The following is a 17,934-nucleotide window of genomic DNA, read 5'->3' as shown; positions in this document are numbered from 1 at the left end:
AAAACATATGTCAAAGACAGAGAACGTTTCGACGGCAAAGCCTAAGGTTGGCGGAGCGATTTATTCCGCACCGTTAGGAACAGTTTTGCCAACGAGTGCGCTAACAGCTGTTGGGGTAGAATTTAAAAGCTTGGGCTATATCTCAGAGGACGGAATGAGCAACGCAAATTCGCCGTCTACAGAAACAATAAAAGCGTGGGGCGGCGACATTGTCGATATGGTGCAAACGGAAAAAGGGGACACGTTTAGTTATACATTAATCGAAGCGACCAACGTCGAAGTCCTGAAGGAGGTCTACGGATCTGCCAACGTGACAGGCACACTTGAAGCAGGAATTACAATCAAAGCGAACTCAAAAACATTAGAGGCGCACTGCCTGGTGGTTGACATGATCCTGAAGGGCGGCGTTTTGAAACGAATCGTTGTCCCTAATGGACAAGTAGCGGAAATTGGAGAAATCGTATATGGTGATGCTGAGGCTATCGGATACGAGACTACTATTCAGGCGTTACCTGACGAAGAAGGAAACACGCATTATGAGTATATCCAGAAACCGGCGGAGGGGTAATCAATGATTAAAGGAAAAACTAAATCAGGATTTTCATACGAACTAGATAAGGAACGTTTGAACAACTATGAATTACTGGAAGCAATCGAAGAATTGGAAGAAAATCCGCTGGTCCTTTCTCGTGTAGTCAATTTGTTATTGGGAAAAGAACAAACCAAAAAACTGAAAGACCATCTCAGAACCGAAAACGGGATTGTTCCGACTGAAAAAATGTCAGAAGAAATCACGGAAATTTTCCAAAATCAAGGTGAAACAAAAAACTCCTAGTCCTCGCTGGAATGATCAATCTAGACGAGGAATCCTTAATTTGTGACCTTGCAGAAACATATCAAATATACGATTACAAACGGCTGCCACTTCAAACGGTTGCCGTTTTTTCTTGTGGTTTGAGAGAAAATTCCAGAATAAAAATGAAACTCAGCCAACAAACAGCTTCGATCGAAACTATGTTATTGGCCGGAATTAGCGACAAATTGGGTATTCTTCTTTGGGCGCAGACAAAAGATGGTCAGAATGGTAAAAATCGCCCAATCTCTATCCTGGAAAAAGTGCTTAATCTGCCGAAAAAAAGTAAAGAAGAAGTCGCGTTTGCTTCAGCAGAAGAATTTGAATCCACAAGGAATCAATTATTGCTAAATCTAAAAGCGGGAGGTGATTTAGATTGGCAACAGAATTAGGGCAAGCCTATGTGCAGATCATGCCGTCCGCAAAAGGGATAGCAGGAATAATCGAAAAAGAGTTAGGCATGGAAATTCCGGAGGCCGGAAAAAGAGCAGGGAGTCAACTTAGCACGAGTTTAAAATTGGCTGCAGCAGCAGGACTAGCAGCCGCGGGGGCGGCACTTGGTAAAATCATCTCTTCATCTTTGTCTGAAGGGGCGAATCTACAACAATCATTAGGCGGTATTGAAACGCTATTTAAAGGTAGCGCGGATAAAGTAAAGCAATACGCAAACGACGCGTATAAAACAGCCGGATTATCTGCTAATGAATATATGGAGAGTGTCACCGGATTTAGTGCGAGTTTGTTGCAGTCGATGGGCGGAGACACAGAGAAGGCTGCCGAAACTGCAAACATGGCCTTGATTGATATGTCTGACAATGCAAACAAGATGGGAACTAGCATGGAATCCATCCAATATGCATATCAAGGGTTTGCGAAACAGAATTACACGATGCTGGATAACCTTAAGCTTGGATACGGCGGTACCAAAGCCGAGATGGAACGCCTGCTTGCTGATGCGACTAAGTTAACAGGCGTGGAATACGATATTAACAACCTGAATGATGTGTATAACGCCATTCACGCTGTACAAGAAGAATTGGGCATTACCGGCACGACCGCAAGAGAATCCGCAGAAACTTTTAGTGGTTCGCTCGCTTCGATGAAGTCGGCTTTTTCTAATGTTTTGGGCGGCTTGTCACTTGGCCAGGACATACAACCTGCACTTCAAGCTTTGGCAGAAACAACTTCTACTTTCTTTTTCGGAAACTTTTTGCCGATGGTATCAAACATTTTGAAATCTTTACCAAGTGCGATTGCCACCTTCTTTCAATCGGCCGCACCTCTATTCACGCAAGCCGGAACAGACTTCTTAAATAATTTAGGGATAGGCATTTCCGGTGGAATGGGAGGGCTTCTTTCAACGGTCATGAGTACCATTTCGCCGATTGTAAATGCCTTTCAAACCGTTTTTGGACAATTACCGGTATTATTCCAAACCGTTGTGGATGCAATCGCTCCGATCATCACGAAGATTGCCACGGCATTTACTCAGCTGGATTTCAGCGGAATCCAAGCACTAATAACCGCCATCGTTACGGCAATAACGAACGCATTTAGCGTGATGATGGCTATTGTCAGCCCAGCGATAGATATGGTCGTTAACTCGTTTGTCAAGATGTGGAACGCGATTCAGCCGCTAATAGCAATTTTGGCGGATGCATTGATGCCAGTCCTTCAGGTAGTCGGTGCATTCTTGGGCGGTGTTATAAAAGGGGTTCTGATTGGCGTATCTGCCGCGTTTGATTTCATCAGGACGGTTGTCGAGCTTTTAACACCGGCAATTTCTTGGCTTGTAGAAGCTTTTAAATCATGTGTACCAGCGCTAACAGTAGTAGCGGAATGGGTAGGTGTAGCGATTGGGATGTTCACCAACTTGAGCAGCTCTGGAAACTCGTTGAAGACCATCATAAGCAATGCATGGACCAACATCAAAACAGCAATCTCTACGGCCGGAAGCCTGATATCAAGTGTAATTAACACGATTAAAACGGTTTTCAGCTCCTTAAGTTCTGCCGGAAGTGTGCTGAGCGGCGGGTTGGGTTCTGTTTGGAATTTAATCAAGTCAGCTATTTCGGTGGCCGGTAGTGCGATCACCGGCGTGATCAATGGTGTTAAATCTGTTTTCAGCGGATTAGGAACGGCTGGAGGTTCTTTGCAGAGCACCATGAGCAGCGCTTGGAATGGTATGAAAAATGCGATATCCGGGGTAGCATCAGGAATTACCGGAATCGTAGACGGAATTAAAAATACTTTCAACGGATTAAAAAACATTAGTTTAAGCGGCGCCGGGTCCGCAATCATGAACGGATTCTTGAACGGTCTGAAATCCGCATATGGGGCCGTAAAGGATTTTGTGGGCGGCATTGCAGGATGGATTGCCAAGAATAAAGGGCCGATCTCGTATGACAAAAAACTGTTAATACCAGCAGGTAATGCAATTATGCACGGATTGAACAAAGGGCTTCAAGATCAATTCGAAACAGTGAAGAAAACCGTTAGTGGAGTGGCCGGAAGTCTGCAAGATGAAATGGGCATAACATCATTGTCGAGCATGATGTCTGATGAGTTGGATGGTTTTAAAAACAGGGACATAGAAGCCGATTTTTCTAAAAATTTATTATCTGGGAATCAAATTTATTCTCAGGATTTTGAGATGGCAAGCGTCCAAAATAGGCTGGATGCGATTATTGATCTTATCGCTGCGTTTTTCGCGGATTATGATCCAAATAGGCAGATGGTTATGGACACTGGCGCACTGGTCGGAGAAATCCGGTCCGAAATGGACAAACAACTAGGTAATGATTACAGATTGAGGGGGCGAGGTAGGTGAATGAAGTATTTTTCGATGGAATAGCATCATTCAGCGACTGGGGGCTTTACCTAACCGCGCTCTCTATCGATGCTCCGAAACCGAAAGAAATCTATGTGGAAATACCGAACGGAGACGGTGCTCTGGATCTGACAGAAGCGCTGACCGGAGAAGTGCATTACGAAAGTCGGCCGTTCGAAGCTGTTTTCACAATTAAACCGGAAACCTATTCCGTTGAACTGGAGAGGTGGATGATTGGATATTTAAACGGCAAACAGCGGACCATCCGAACGAAAAATGAACCTGGTTATTACTTGATAGGCAGATGCGCTACATCGTTTAAAAATGATGGCGTTCTAACTGTTTTGACCGTGAAGGCAACCTGTCAGCCGTGGAAGTATAAAAACGACGTCACAGCGATAAATACGACCATTGGAGCGAGTGGGACGAACACACTGAACTTGATGAACGAACGCAAACGAGTAATACCGACGATCACGGCAAGCGCGGCAGTAACAATCGCATTCAACGGCAAGACGATCAGTGTGAACGCTGGAACACAACGGCTGACGAATATCGCATTAATCTATGGCAATAACGCGCTGACAATCACAGGCGCGGCAGGCACGACCGTATTGTTTGAATATCAAGAGGGGGCGTTATAGTGGTTTATACAGTCTATTGTGATGGCAAATTACTATTCGACCCCCGTGTTGACGAACTAGCTATCTTTGATAAAAAAATAGCGTTGGAAGTAAATAAAACGGGATCATTTGATTTTAAAATATATCCGTCACATCCGATGTACGACCTAATTAAGCCGCTGAAATCATCGATCGAAGTGTACCAGGATGCTTACATGGTATTCCGTGGACGCGTGCTGGGTGACAAGCTTGATTTTAACAATGCGAAGGACGTCATCTGTGAAGGAGATCTTGCTTTTTTGAACGATGGCATCATTCGGCCGTACACCTACTCCGGTAGCGTGTCCGGCTTTTTAACCTATATCCTGAATGAATATAACGCGCAGGTGGAAGTAGCTAAGCGTTTTGTTTTGGGAAACGTGACCGTGACCGATCCAAACGACTACATCACGCGGTCCAGCATCACAGCATCGAGCGCGTGGGATGTGGTCAACGACAAATTGATCAAGTTGCTGGGCGGCTATATCAGGACTCGCAGGTCGGGCGGCATCAACTACTTGGATTACCTGGAAGATTCCACCATGCAGAGCCTCCAGGAAATAGAGCTAGGCGAAAACCTTCTGGACCTGAACAAGGAAATCAAAGGGCAGGACATCGTAACGGCACTTATCCCTTATGGAGCAAAGCTTGGGAACGACACAGACGAACGCCTGACCATTGCAGCCGTGAACGGCGGTATTGATTACGTGTTTAATCAGGAGGCCGTCGATGCTTATGGCTGGATTTTTGATACAAAAACATGGGATGACGTGACAATCGGAAGCAACCTGCTCACAAAAGCGGCTGCCGAACTTGCGAGCCGCATCAATCTGAACGTATCGCTTGATGTTTCCGCGATCGATTTGTCCATGACGGATGATCAGATAGATAAACTTCGTTTCTTTGAATACGTAAAAATAAACAGCCCGGCCCATCAGCTGAATGAATTCATGCTGGTGCAGAAGCTGACCATCGACATGGACAAACCACAGAACAACAAGCTGGCGCTGGGAACAAACTACGCGACTTTTTCGGAAAGTCAGCTGAACACAGAAAAAGCGATCGAAAACGTATCGAATAACCTCAGCGAAACGAACACAAAAACTCAAAATTATGTCACAGATCAAGTTACCACGCTGAATTCGAATATCGAACAATCTGCATCAGCGATTCGAATGGACGTATCCGAGACCTACACATCCAAATCAGAATTGGAGCAATACAAACTTGATGTATCCACGACATTTACTCAAACAAATGATTCTTTTAGGTTTGATTTCGGCACATTGGAGCAGTTTATTACTGATTTAGGTGGCGAAACTTCCGCATCCTTCACAGAAATCCGTAAATTCATCCAATTTCTGGATGGAGACATCATTCTGGGTGAGGTAGGCAATCCGCTGAAGTTGAAAATAGAAAATGATCGTATTGCGTTTGTTCTGAACGGATTGGAAGTCGCCTATTGGAGCGACAGCAATTTCTACATCACAGAGGCGCGGATACTGACTAGCATCCGCATCGGGAATTATGCTTTTATACCGCGATCAAACGGCAATCTGTCATTTAAATGGGTAGGTGAGTAAACATGGCATTATCAGGCAGCTTTACACAGGGATTCTCTAATAATGGCGCGTTCCGCCTGCGCGTTGAGTGGAGCGCCACACAGAACATCAATGAAAATTATTCGGTCGTTACTGCTCACCTATACATCGACTCGTTACAGTCATGGGCGAGCGTATATGATGCGACATCATCCATCACGAGCCTGTCAATCAACGGGAACACGAAATACTTTTCGAATAATTCCACTATCAATGCATGGCAATCGAAATGGATGGGTTCGCACACAGTAACGGTTTATCACACGAATGACGGTTCCAAATGGTTCGATATATACGCTACTCATAATTTTGACATCACCTGGAACGGTTCATATATCGGCGTTGTTGATGTTTACGGTTCGGCCTGGTTGAATACCATCCCTCGCGCATCGGTTCCAACTGTGGCGACGAACGGCATTCAGTACGGCGATAGCATTCATGTTAATTTGAATCGAGCGAGTGAGGATTTTACACACTATGTTTCGATTGACATTGGGAATGTGAAAACCGATATAGGCGCCATGGATCGGCACACGAATAGTTTTGATTTTGTTTTGCCCTTGGATTGGTGCGCGCGGATTCCTACTCGAAATGCGAATTCCGGAAAATTCACGGTTCACACGTATAACGGAAACGGGGGCTACATCGGAACCAATGAAGTATGGTTCACTGCAAACGTTCCGGCATCAGTTGTTCCAACGGTTTCCGCTGAACAAGTCACTCATGTTGAGGCAGTGGAGGGACTTGCGTCGAAATTCAATGCTTATGTGCAATCAAAATCCAAAATACGAGCAACGGCGGCCGGCACAGGCGCGTTTGTTGGCGGGGTGCAATGTTCATCTATCGTGGGTCATAAAATCGAAATGAACGGGCAAATTTTCAATTCCAACGATGCGACGAGCGAGGTCCTGAATGTTGCTGGAAGCCAAACCATCAAATATACCGTAACAGATTCGCGAGGGCGGACCGCATCCAGGACTGTGACGATATCAGCGCTGCCTTATTCACCTCCCGTCCTATCTTTGCTCAAAGCAAGTCGATGCGATGCAGATGGAACCCCGAACGATGAAGGAGAATACGCAAAAGTCACAATCGGAGCCGCTGTTTCGGCCGTGAATAATCTGAATGACAAGATATTCACGATTTCAAAAAAAACCGTTACAAGTGAAATATGGACGAATCAGAATGTAACAAGCGCAGCGTACATAATTGAAACCGATGTGATAATTTCGGATATCAGCGGGAATAATGCCTGGGATATTAAATTCACGGTGAATGATTATTTCAGCACCGATGACAAGGTTTCGAAAACGATGCAACTATCCACCGCCTTTTCATTGATTGATTATTTCGCAGGAGGGAAAGGGATAGCATTCGGGAAGGTTGCAGAAAAGGATGGTATGCAGATTGCACTGGCTGCGGAATTCATTGAAGCGCCAACCATCATCGCTCCGGTTTCTGATGCCGCAGACGGAGCCTTTGCGAGATTGCGTCGGAAAGATGAAACTCTACTGGCCTTTATCGGAACCGGTGCGGATGGAACCGGGTTGAACATCCATCTGTATGACGGAGTAGGATTGTCAGGAACGGTTTCGATCGGAGAAAATGGCGACATTTATACGACCGGGAAATTGAAAGTAGATGGATCGATTGAATCCAGCGGGATGGTATCGAAAGAGTTGGTCGATAATTCTGATCTTAACGCCGTGCAAACGCCAGGGCTTTATTATTGCCCAACGAACGCGCGAGCGGGAACCATATCCAATGTGGCGGGAGCGGCAGCGTTCAGTTTGTTTGTCGAAAGGCATGCCGGAATCAAACAAACATTCACGCGATACGAAACCGGGAACCCGGCGACATACATCCGGAACTACTACGATGGTACATGGGGAGCATGGAGACAAGTCGCATTTATTTAAAAAGGAGTGATTGAATAGAATGGCTAAAAAAATTGTTAAATACGATGTTTTAATTAAGTCTACAAAGCAGACCAGGCAATGGGATGTCCCGAAAATTTTTACAAACGATTTGAATTCAGTTGTATTCCAATTCGTCGTATCAGACTTAACGGTAGAAGAGCAGGCGACAGCGACGGCTATAACGATGATTTACATGAGAGACGGTTCTTTCTCTCAAAATCCTTCGACAGACGTCGATAAAGTAGGCAATACTTTTTCCTATACGCTGAAAGAAAATGAAGGGAATCACGCCGGAATCGCAAAAATTCAGTTGGTTGTAACCGTGCCGGGAACGCCAATTGTCGAATATGCTTCGCAGTTGTATGAATTCGAAATTTTGAATGGGCTAGAAACAAAAGTAGCACAAGAGGTCATGATTTACGACTGGACCACACTCACAAGAGAAGCGCGGGCATACCTCGATGAGTTCGCGGCGAACGAGATACTTCGAGAGGCTGAGTTTGACAATGCTCAAGTTGATCGCACGGCTGCCTTTAACGTTGCGCAAACAGACAGGACAAACCAGTTTAACGAACTAGCCGGCGAACTGAGCGCCACATTAGAGGCAGCCGATGCCAATATTGCCGAATTCGATATCGCTTTGCAAAACGGAATAGTGGCAGCTAACCTTGCTGAGAAGTTGGAAGATTTTGAGTCAACAAACAACAGCCGGCTACTTTCAGCCGAGCGACAGTTGGAACAAGCCGCCACTAAAGCGGAACTATCCGCAATCGCTACACCAAAAGCTGTATCGTTAGTTGCTCAAATGACAGATGTTGCTAAGATTTATGTCTATACAGGTGCAGAAGGTGGCTATACTGCTGGAAACTGGTACTACCATAACGGTACTGCGTGGACGAGCGGTGGCGTTTATCAAGCAACAGGTTTGAGTGACGGAACTGTTAAATTTAAAACCCTATTTAAAGGCATTAAAAAAATAGCGCAACTGACAAACCTCGTATTAGATAGCGCCTTTAATACTGGTGTCACCTATGGTAGTTCTGACGGTGCAGGAAAAATAACAAACTCGGTAACGGGAGCCGCATCTGTACGCGGTGGTTACAAATTGTATATGTTGGCGAGCAAATCCTATCTTGTGATCGCCACGGTTAAAAATACATCTGCCATCGCCCTCGGTTGTAGCCGCGTGCTTTATAAAGCAGACGCTACTATCCTAAACAACACGCAAATATCGACAGGCATTTCTTCCGGAGCGTCCTTTACCGATATTTTTACTTATGTTCCATCCGCTGACACATCCGTCTTGTGGGATTATGTTTTACAGGGCGCGAGCGGTAATCACTCAATCGAAGTGACTTATAACATTTTTGAAATCACCGATAATATCAATGTGTCCACATCTGATATTGCTGCTGCAATTGTCTATGGTGCAGACGTTTTAAAAGCCTACAAAGCTAGTTATAGCGACATCAGCGGCAAAGCAAAAACGGTTGAGCCGTTGTCTATTAACGCAAACTCGTTTAGCGATGCTTTGCAAACGTCTGTTGTCAACAATAAGATTGATGGAAGCACGGCATATAATTATAATCTGACCGCTACGCAAGACGTGACTATACCAACGAAGACTAATCTGGTAAATAATACTGCCGGAAATGCTTATTTTGGATACACGTTTACACCAAAAGCAAATCACAAATATCTGTTTGTGAGCATCATTAAAAATAACACGGCAAACCCTATTCAAAATCTGTATAAATCATTTATCAAAAACAACGCTACTTTTTTATCCCTCGCTTTGACTAATCAGACTTTAGCGGCGAACTCGGAAAAAATGATACTGCAAACTCTAACCGTCGATGGCACGTATACAAAAATCGGTAGTGCAATCGGGCTGACTGTACTCAATCAAAACATTGATTTAACGCAGTACGTTGTGGATGTGACTGGCATAGCGGACACCTACCTTGATTTGTTATGCGACAAGTTGATTGAGCCGTTTAACGTTTTTAATCATCTTAATACGGTGGCGATAAAATCCGTTTTTGCTGACCGAGTTAAAACCGGATGGGAAAACAAGGTGCTTGACACGCTTGGCGATAGCATCACCGCACAAGGAAAGTGGAAGTCATATCTTCAAAACCATTTTAATTTTTCAAATATCTTAAATCACGGTATCGGTGGCACATCTGTAGGCGGTACAGGCGCAAATGCCTTTTGGCAAGATGCTAGGATCAATGCTTTGTCTGCTGTTTCGGACGTTTTGACTGTATTAGGTGGCACAAACGATTGGGGAGAGAGCAGAGCATTAGGCGATTTATCTTTGACAAATGTTGATACTGCAAACTTTACAGGCGCTTATAATGTTATGCTAACTAAAATTTTGACGTTATATCCGATGCTTACAATATTACTTGTCGGCTGTCCTTATGGTGAGATGCTTAACTTTGCCAGTTTAGGCTGGACAGACAAGACGCATAACACATTAGGTTTAAAATCATCCGACTACGCTGACAGAGTTGGAGAGATTGCTAAGATGTGGGGGATCCCATTTGTAAATCTGCAAGATGCCGGCATCAACGCTTTAAATATCGGTAGCTACTTCATCGAGTCGGATCATATTCATGTGGTCAATGGCGAGCCCTACGCTAAAGTATTTAAAGTTGGTTTGTCAAGATTAGCACCAATGACAAAATAACGGCTGAACCATAACGTTGCTAGTCTGAAATGAAATGAAAACAAAAAACGGCCTATTTTTTGAAAATAGAAACCGCGTTTTCATATCTTAAAACAAAAAAAGAGAGCTTGCTGATTATTCAGCAGGCTCTTCTTTCTTAGATGCTTCCAGTCCCTTTTGAATCAACTCGATCACAGCTGCAGAAAAGTTTGGCAATCTGTTCTCATACCGATAGTCTTCTACCTGTTCGACAATATAATCTGGGTAATTGATAAGCTTCTTTACAAGTTTGGCATCTTCTACCATGTTGGCATCCCCTTAACCTTTACTTAATATATATAGTATATACGATATAGTTGACATATGCAAACAATGGCTGTATTATGTTACATATACGATATATACGATATATGTTGAGAAGGGAATGAAATTGCAATGGCAGCGAATGACACGGCGAGATTGTTAATGGAATTAGAAACTATGGCCTCCACTCTTGTATCAGATGCTGATGTAGTAAAACTCAAATTACGATTTGAGGAAGTCGCGAACAATTACACTGTAAACAGAAGAACCGTCGAGGAAATGGAAAATGACTTTGCGGAAAAAATAGATTATTACTTGAATGCATTACGCTTGGAAGGCTACAGCGAGCAAACTTTATACGGAAACAGGCTTGATCTAAATAAATTTAGCCAGTACGTTAACAAAGCTGTGGTACAGGTTAATACGGCGGATGTCCGCAGTTACCTGGCATCAAGGCCGGATTGGTCAAATGGGACCGTAGCTAAAAAGTTATCAACCTTGAAGGCTTTTTATAAATGGATGGTAGCCGAAGAGTTCGTTCTGCGCGATCCAACCGCAAAAATAAGAACGCCAAAACAGGAAAAACGCCTGCCGAAAGCCATGAGTCAAAACGAATTGGAAATGATTCGCGATGCCTGCGAGAACTCAAAGGAACGCGCGCTTGTAGAAGTCTTTTATTCTACTGGGTGCCGGATCAGCGAGCTGGCCGGAATGACAAAAGCAAGCATCGATTGGCGAAATGGTAGCTTATCAGTCATCGGAAAAGGAAACAAGGAAAGGGTAGTTTACCTGAATGGTAAAGCTATTTTCTACCTGAAGAAATACCTTGAAGATCGGGCTGAGGAAGAAGACGATTGCGAATATCTTTTCGCTACAACATTGCGGCCGTATCGAAAAATGAGTAACGCGGCAATTCGAAAAATCATCAACAAAGTGGCGAGCCGCGTTGAAACCAGCAAGAAGGTTACTCCTCACGTGTTTCGTCACAGCATGGCTACAATCGCAATCGACAATGGCATAGAGTTGGGCGACCTGCAGCAACTGCTAGGACATAGTAACCCGTCAACGACGCTCAGATATGTGATTGTCAGCGAGGAACGAAAGAAAAACGCACATAAACGATATGTGCAATAAATAAGAAGGTTGTCCATGCGGGCAGCCTTTTTAATATGCAAAAGGAGCGTGGACAATGGAATGGATATCCGCATTAATCGCAAGTGCCATCACTGGGGCGGTGACGTTTTCTGTTGCTAACAAACAGACAAACGGATCAATTGAGCAAGAATACACTAAAAATATCACTAATCTATTTACGATTTATAAAGATCAGGTGGATGCGATGCAAAAAGAAGTTAATCAGCTGAAATCACAGATAAAAGAAATCGAGAGCAAATACATCAAGGATATCAATGGCTATAAAGTTATCGTCGAAAAACTGGAGGACGAAAACGAAGCGCTGCGTGACGATAACGAGAAATTGAAGATTGAGAATGCGGTATTGAAAGGGGATCAAGAGAATGGAATTTAATATTTTCATCGCACCAATCACGATGATTGCCGTGGAAATGGCCAAGCGCGCAGGGATGGAAAGCAAGTACCTGGCATTTGTGGCCGTAGTTTTTGGGGCGCTATTCGGCGCTCTATATGGCTTTATCTACAAAGGCGACATCTTTGTCAATGCGTTCGAGGGATTGCTGTATGGGGCATCTGCATCAGGTATGTGGGATGCAGCAACAAAAACATTGAAGGAGGGTAAATAATCATGGCGTACACAATTATCGACAGACGCGCAGACGCGCTAGGCGGTCAACGCAAAGACCGGGCGCTATCTGCAATCACGACAATCGGATGGCACTACACCGCAGTATTGCGCAAGAACAGAGCGTTTATCACCAACCATGAGGCTTATTGGCGTGACACGCTTGGATGGAACCGCGGCGGCTATCACTTTTACATTGACGCGGATGGAAATATTTACCAGAATTACGACTATGAACGCATTACCTGGGGTGTAAAGGACAACAATTGGTACGTGGTCCATATCAGCGTTGAGGCCGGAAATGGTAACGATTATTCGCAAGCGCAAATCGATGCGCGCGAATGGCTGACACGTAAAATTATGGCTGATCTAAATATCCCGGCAAGCAAGGTAAAAGGCCATTGGGAGATTTACAACAACACAAGCTGCCCTGGTTACACCAAAGCGCAGATGGATGCCTTCCGCGCAAAATTGGCACAACCTGCAGGTTCAGCAGCAGCGGCCGCTCCGGTAGCGCCTGTTCAGGTAGCTCCTGCGCCAACGCCTGCACCGGCCAGCAAGTGGGTTTCTGAGAGCGGCACATTCGCGCCTGATTTCGCGATCAATGTCCGCAGCGCTCCGAATACATCCGGCGCGATTGTAGCTACTTACAACAAGGGCCAATCCGTGCGATATGACAGCTATTACAACGATGGCCATTATGTCTGGATCCATTACAAATCTTATAGCGGGTATGATCGTTATATGGTTTGTAGAGAAAACGGAAGAGCATGGGGAAGGTTTTATTAGCTTCTCTCGCGCTGACGGGCAAAAAAGTGAATTCCATTTTGAGTTCCATTTGCAAGTAGACACAGCCTGTTTTGGGTTGTACATAATTTTGATTAATCTGAAATATGGTAACGCAAGATTAAGTAGGTTAACCCAGAATGTTTCTATATGAAATGGAAGGGTCAGTGGGTTAATTTTTAAATAGAAGTTCGAAACGTTGATAATAAAGCGTTTCGAGCTTTTTTATTTGGTCTATTAAAGCCATGGCTGCGTCTTTGGGGGAATGATTGACTTAAAATTATGTCATGGAGTGTTTCTTTTTCCACAATCGTTAAGTGCCTATTTAACTAATAGATCATTTTAAAAAGTAAGAGCGTTAAGGAATAATCTCTAATCGTTCTTGTTAGCTATGAGTAATTTTAAATTAATATCAAGTATTAGTGAATTCTGTTTGGCTGAAATTTTTTTCTTCTCGTAGAATTTTAATGTAGTTAATAAAATATATAGTCAAAGTATAGGTTCTACGTTTAAATGTTTTCCTATTTTACATATTCATTATCTTTTTATAAGCACACAGAAACTCCTGTGATTTTTAAATAAACAATTATGATATAATTAAAAGAAAAAATGATTTGATAAAAGCTAATGAGAGCTTTTAAAAATCAGATTATTATATGTTTGAAACGTGTGTAAAGCTAGACAGATTTGTACAAAAAATTGCTGATATTCAAAGAATCGTTCATGAGTATCATTTAAACGATAGTAGTAAATAAAAGAAAAAGATCTCCGAGATAGATCAAAAGATAATCTTCTTGAATTATAATTTGAGCTATCAAAATCTTTGAGGTAAAAAGTAGTTACAATGTTGAATCTCATTTTATATTTTTGCGAATTTTATTAGTGAGTATACACCTGTAACCATTGATCTACCAAATTCAAATTTAATAAATCAATATTTTTATAATGAATAGGGTAATATATTTAGAAATTTGAAAAGTATTCGGAAACTAATATTTACTTCATATAATTCGACAATTGTTGTGAATAGCTCAACGGGGCAAGTGTATGTTGTGGATTCGGGCACTCACCATGGGTGAATAGAGAGGAAAGGCTTTTTAAAGAGCCAAAGATTCTAGATGAAACTATAAACAAACTTGAGGGTGAACTAAATGCCTTTGAAAAAATACAATAGCTGAATAATGATATTATTAGATGATGGAATTTATTAAAGTGTGCGAAGAGATTGTTGTCTCTCTGACTATTTATTTTTTATACTACTCAAATAGAGGAGTTCAGTATTTAAGAAATGTATACTTAATTGTAATAACAATTTTTGAAAGAAAAGTGTTTGTTTATGTAAAATTAATAATATGATAGGGGATAGATATATGGATATTGTTCGAGGTTCAACTAAAAACCCAGTAGCGTCAAACGAGTTAATTGATAATTTACAAAAGTTAGATATAGTAGGCACTCTGTATTTAGGATATCCACTTCTTGCACAAGATGATGTTAAAACAAGTATAGATGCTTTATTAGTCTCACGAAATTATGGTCTGATTGCATTTTCTTTTGAGACTGAAAACATTCAGGACGATCAAGATGAGCTATATTATAAATTAGAGTTTACATTACGAAAGTACGGAAATTTGAGACAAGGTAGAAGGTTAGCTGTAAATCCTATTGTTGTTAATTATGTGACTAATAGCCCTATAGAAGTAAATGATGATTATCTAGTATTTGGGAATGATAATATATCTGAAGAATTGGCTAAGAATGCAATCTCAATCGAAGACAATCTTTATTCTTATTTAGTAGAATCACTTCAAAAAATAGCTTCAATGAAACCCAAGAAAAAAAGAAAAAATGTAAGAAATTTAAATTCTTTGGGTTCAAAAATAAAGAAGATTGAGAAAGAAGTAGCTAATCTAGATGAATGGCAAAAGAAAGCAGCTTTTGAAATACCAGAGGGTATTCAAAGAATTCGGGGGCTTGCGGGATCAGGAAAAACAGTTGTTTTGGCTCTTAAAGCTGCATATTTACATTTCCAAAACCCAGAATGGGATATTGCGGTTACTTTTTATACAAGAAGTTTAGGTCAACAATTCAAAGAAATGATAAATAATTTTTATAGAGAGTATTCTGATGAAGATATAGATGAGGACAAATTACATATTCTTCATTCTTGGGGAGCTACGTATGAGGAGGGGATCTACTCCAAAGTATGTTCTAATTTAAATATTACACCAATGAACTATCAAAATGCGCAAGTAAGATACGGTAGAAAAGATGCATTTTCAGGAATTGTTAATGAGGTCTTACCTTTGATAAATAAATCGTATGAAGATAAATATGATATAATTTTAATTGATGAAGCTCAAGATATGCCAGCTAATTTTTTTCAATTATGCTATAAAATTACTCGCTCGCCTAAACGAATTGTTTACGCGTATGATGAACTGCAAAATTTAAACGAAGAACAAATGCCCACTCTGAGAGAAATGTTTGGTACAAATGTTTTTGGTCAAGCTGAAATCGAATTAATAAATGAAGATAATAAGCCAAGAAAAGATATTGTATTGCCAATTTGTTATCGTAATACAAAATGGGCGTTAACCGCGGCACATGCTTTGGGGTTCGGGATTTATAGAAATGGTGGAGAAGATTTAGTTCAGTTTTTTAATGATTTATCACTATGGAAAGATATAGGTTATAAAATTACAGATGGTGAATTGCAAAATGGATGCCGAGTTATTTTAGAGAGAGCTTCAGAGGCTTCACCAAACTATTTTGATGAATTAATGAGTCCGGAGGAGGCAGTGATTTTTCAGCCCGCTTTTAACTCCAAAGTAGATCAATATAATTGGGTTGCTGAGAGTATAAGGAAAAATATTGAAGAAGATGAACTTGATGCCGATGATATATTGGTTATTTTTCCAGATGCTTTAACTTCTAAAAGTGAATATACGGAATTTAGGCAACATCTTCTTAGAAGAAACATAAGCAGTAATTTGGCTGGAGTAACTACATCCAGAGATGTTTTCAGATCAGATAATTATGTTACTTGTTCAAGTATTTATAGAGCCAAGGGGAATGAGGCACCAATGGTATATGTAATCAATGCGGATTATTGTGCTGAAGGCTCTGAACTAATTAAACTGAGAAATATTCTATTCACTGCTATCACGCGTTCGAGAGGTTGGGTTAGAGTAAGTGGAGTGGGCTTAGGAATGGAGAAGATTGAACAAGAATTTACAATGTGTGTTTCTAAGGAATTTAAATTAGATTTCCATATTCCAACAGCTGAACAAATACAACATTTAAGAAAAGTCCATAGAGAACTCTCTGCTGAAGAAAAACGACTAAATCTTAAAGCTAATAAAGCCATAGAAGAATTACAAGAACTAGATACAATGGGAGCGATAGACGAGGGGTTACTTCTAAAATTAAAAGACATAATTAGCAGAAGTGATAATAATGACTAAGTACAGAATACCATTGATGGTTCAACAACATTTTGATCAAATGATAAATACTATGGAAATGCTTGAGAGCGCAAAATTTGCAACATTAATAATAATTCCCAAGATATTAGTACAAAAAGAAAAACAATTTACAATTTCTTGGAGTAACCAGATTTTTCAAGAAGGAGTAAATGCAAAAAATTTTTCAGCTATTGATTCATATCAAAAAGTTTTAACAAACAGAAGTTTTCAAATATTGTTATTTGATAACAGTGTAATTAGATGTTCTCTTCAATTTAAAGATGATATACTTGTAACTCAAAACTTTTCTTGGATTCCTTGTCCATTGAGTTTCGATTCATATCAAAATTCTATCGAATTTGAACCGGAATTAATTTCTGAAGAAATCATGGATGAAAAATATGATAAGAATAGGATATTAATGAGATCTACAGTGCGATTTGACTATGATTCATCACATGATGCCCCAGATCATCCAAGTTCGCACATGCATTTTCAAAATTCTGAGACTAGGATAAATACTGATCAACCAATGTGTTTTAATACTTTTGTTAAACATGTAATTGAAACTTATTATCCTAAATCATATTATGTGAAAAAAAATATAGTTCCCGAAGAAGTGTATGATTTGTTATCACTTGATAAATGGCAAGGATTATCATTTAAAACATTTACTGATCGAAAGAAAAAAATCCAATATTTGAGTGGAAATAAATATTCATTAGATATTTTAGTTATGGGATAGTTGTAGAATTAGTACAAAATAATACCTGAATTATTCATACTACCCGAAACTTTGACATGAATAACCCTATTTCATCTGCAGTATTGGATTTTTGGCAGAGTTGTTATTTTTTCCCTTTCAAAATGTCTCTTAGAGACGAAAAGAAGCACGGAGTGCGATTGTTATTGTGTTTTTGGGCATACTAATCCCTTTGTTCGAACGATTTTTTTAAATTAGCGGGATCTCACCAAGACAAGGATTGAATTTGCCGTAAGATATGAAAAAATTCGTCTTGATAGACATGATGGGTACTGAGTTTTAGCATCATGCGTCTTCCGCTGTGGATCAGTTTCCCG

The 17,934-nt window shown here is 41.1% G+C and carries 15 protein-coding genes; 14 read left to right on the top strand and 1 reads right to left on the bottom strand.

The features are described from left to right. Positions 1–7 precede the first annotated feature (7 nt). The 8 genes from BMZ71_RS05685 to BMZ71_RS05650 are packed head-to-tail and all read left to right on the top strand — an operon-like array spanning position 8 to position 10,560. Positions 8–568 (top strand): phage tail tube protein, encoded by a 561-nt coding sequence (locus BMZ71_RS05685; RefSeq protein ID WP_086988119.1) that lies wholly within the window; start codon positions 8–10, stop codon positions 566–568. Positions 569–571: 3 nt separating this feature from the next. Next, positions 572–835: a hypothetical protein gene (locus tag BMZ71_RS05680; protein ID WP_086988118.1), complete on the top strand. Its 264-nt coding sequence runs from the start codon at positions 572–574 to the stop codon at positions 833–835. Between the two features lie 11 nt (positions 836–846). Beyond that, positions 847–1,245, top strand: a complete 399-nt coding sequence (locus tag BMZ71_RS05675) for a DUF5361 domain-containing protein (RefSeq protein WP_086988117.1) — start codon at positions 847–849, stop codon at positions 1,243–1,245. Next, positions 1,230–3,683: a phage tail protein gene (locus BMZ71_RS05670; protein ID WP_177187513.1), complete on the top strand. Its 2,454-nt coding sequence runs from the start codon at positions 1,230–1,232 to the stop codon at positions 3,681–3,683. Before BMZ71_RS05675 ends, BMZ71_RS05670 begins: the two co-directional genes overlap by 16 nt. Continuing rightward, positions 3,680–4,327 (top strand): hypothetical protein, encoded by a 648-nt coding sequence (locus BMZ71_RS05665; RefSeq protein ID WP_086988116.1) that lies wholly within the window; start codon positions 3,680–3,682, stop codon positions 4,325–4,327. Before BMZ71_RS05670 ends, BMZ71_RS05665 begins: the two co-directional genes overlap by 4 nt. After that, positions 4,327–5,928 carry a phage tail spike protein gene (locus tag BMZ71_RS05660; protein ID WP_086988115.1) on the top strand — a complete coding sequence of 534 codons (1,602 nt, stop codon included), beginning with the start codon at positions 4,327–4,329 and terminating at the stop codon, positions 5,926–5,928. Before BMZ71_RS05665 ends, BMZ71_RS05660 begins: the two co-directional genes overlap by 1 nt. 2 nt (positions 5,929–5,930) lie before the next feature. Beyond that, positions 5,931–7,865 (top strand): DUF859 family phage minor structural protein, encoded by a 1,935-nt coding sequence (locus tag BMZ71_RS05655; RefSeq protein ID WP_086988114.1) that lies wholly within the window; start codon positions 5,931–5,933, stop codon positions 7,863–7,865. Between the two features lie 19 nt (positions 7,866–7,884). Further along, a complete protein-coding gene (locus tag BMZ71_RS05650) occupies positions 7,885–10,560 on the top strand; it encodes an SGNH/GDSL hydrolase family protein (protein ID WP_086988113.1) in 2,676 nt (891 codons plus the stop codon). Positions 10,561–10,674: 114 nt separating this feature from the next. Here the strand turns inward: BMZ71_RS05650 and BMZ71_RS14830 are convergent, their stop codons facing one another. Next, positions 10,675–10,845, bottom strand: a complete 171-nt coding sequence (locus tag BMZ71_RS14830; RefSeq protein ID WP_177187512.1) for a hypothetical protein — start codon at positions 10,843–10,845, stop codon at positions 10,675–10,677. 129 nt (positions 10,846–10,974) lie between these two features. Here BMZ71_RS14830 and BMZ71_RS05645 point away from each other — a divergent pair, with 129 nt between their 5' ends. From BMZ71_RS05645 to BMZ71_RS05620, 6 genes are all read left to right on the top strand, one after another. Beyond that, a complete protein-coding gene (locus BMZ71_RS05645; protein ID WP_086988112.1) occupies positions 10,975–11,976 on the top strand; it encodes a tyrosine-type recombinase/integrase in 1,002 nt (333 codons plus the stop codon). 55 nt (positions 11,977–12,031) lie between these two features. Next, positions 12,032–12,370 (top strand): hypothetical protein, encoded by a 339-nt coding sequence (locus BMZ71_RS05640; RefSeq protein WP_086988111.1) that lies wholly within the window; start codon positions 12,032–12,034, stop codon positions 12,368–12,370. Further along, complete coding sequence (locus BMZ71_RS05635) at positions 12,360–12,602, top strand: holin (RefSeq protein ID WP_086988110.1); 243 nt, start codon at positions 12,360–12,362, stop codon at positions 12,600–12,602. Before BMZ71_RS05640 ends, BMZ71_RS05635 begins: the two co-directional genes overlap by 11 nt. 2 nt (positions 12,603–12,604) lie before the next feature. Then, positions 12,605–13,390 (top strand): N-acetylmuramoyl-L-alanine amidase, encoded by a 786-nt coding sequence (locus BMZ71_RS05630; protein ID WP_086988109.1) that lies wholly within the window; start codon positions 12,605–12,607, stop codon positions 13,388–13,390. 1,367 nt (positions 13,391–14,757) lie between these two features. Further along, positions 14,758–16,854 (top strand): DEAD/DEAH box helicase, encoded by a 2,097-nt coding sequence (locus tag BMZ71_RS05625; protein ID WP_177187511.1) that lies wholly within the window; start codon positions 14,758–14,760, stop codon positions 16,852–16,854. Further along, on the top strand, positions 16,847–17,599 hold the full coding sequence (locus BMZ71_RS05620; protein WP_086988107.1) for a DUF2290 domain-containing protein: 753 nt from the start codon (positions 16,847–16,849) through the stop codon (positions 17,597–17,599). Before BMZ71_RS05625 ends, BMZ71_RS05620 begins: the two co-directional genes overlap by 8 nt. Positions 17,600–17,934: the final 335 nt, after the last annotated feature.

The sequence above is a fragment of the Trichococcus flocculiformis genome (genome assembly GCF_900113645.1).
Classification (GTDB): Bacteria; Bacillota; Bacilli; order Lactobacillales; family Aerococcaceae; genus Trichococcus; species Trichococcus flocculiformis.
Note: the sequence above shows the minus strand (reverse complement) of the source record. Positions and strands in the feature narration are given on the sequence as shown.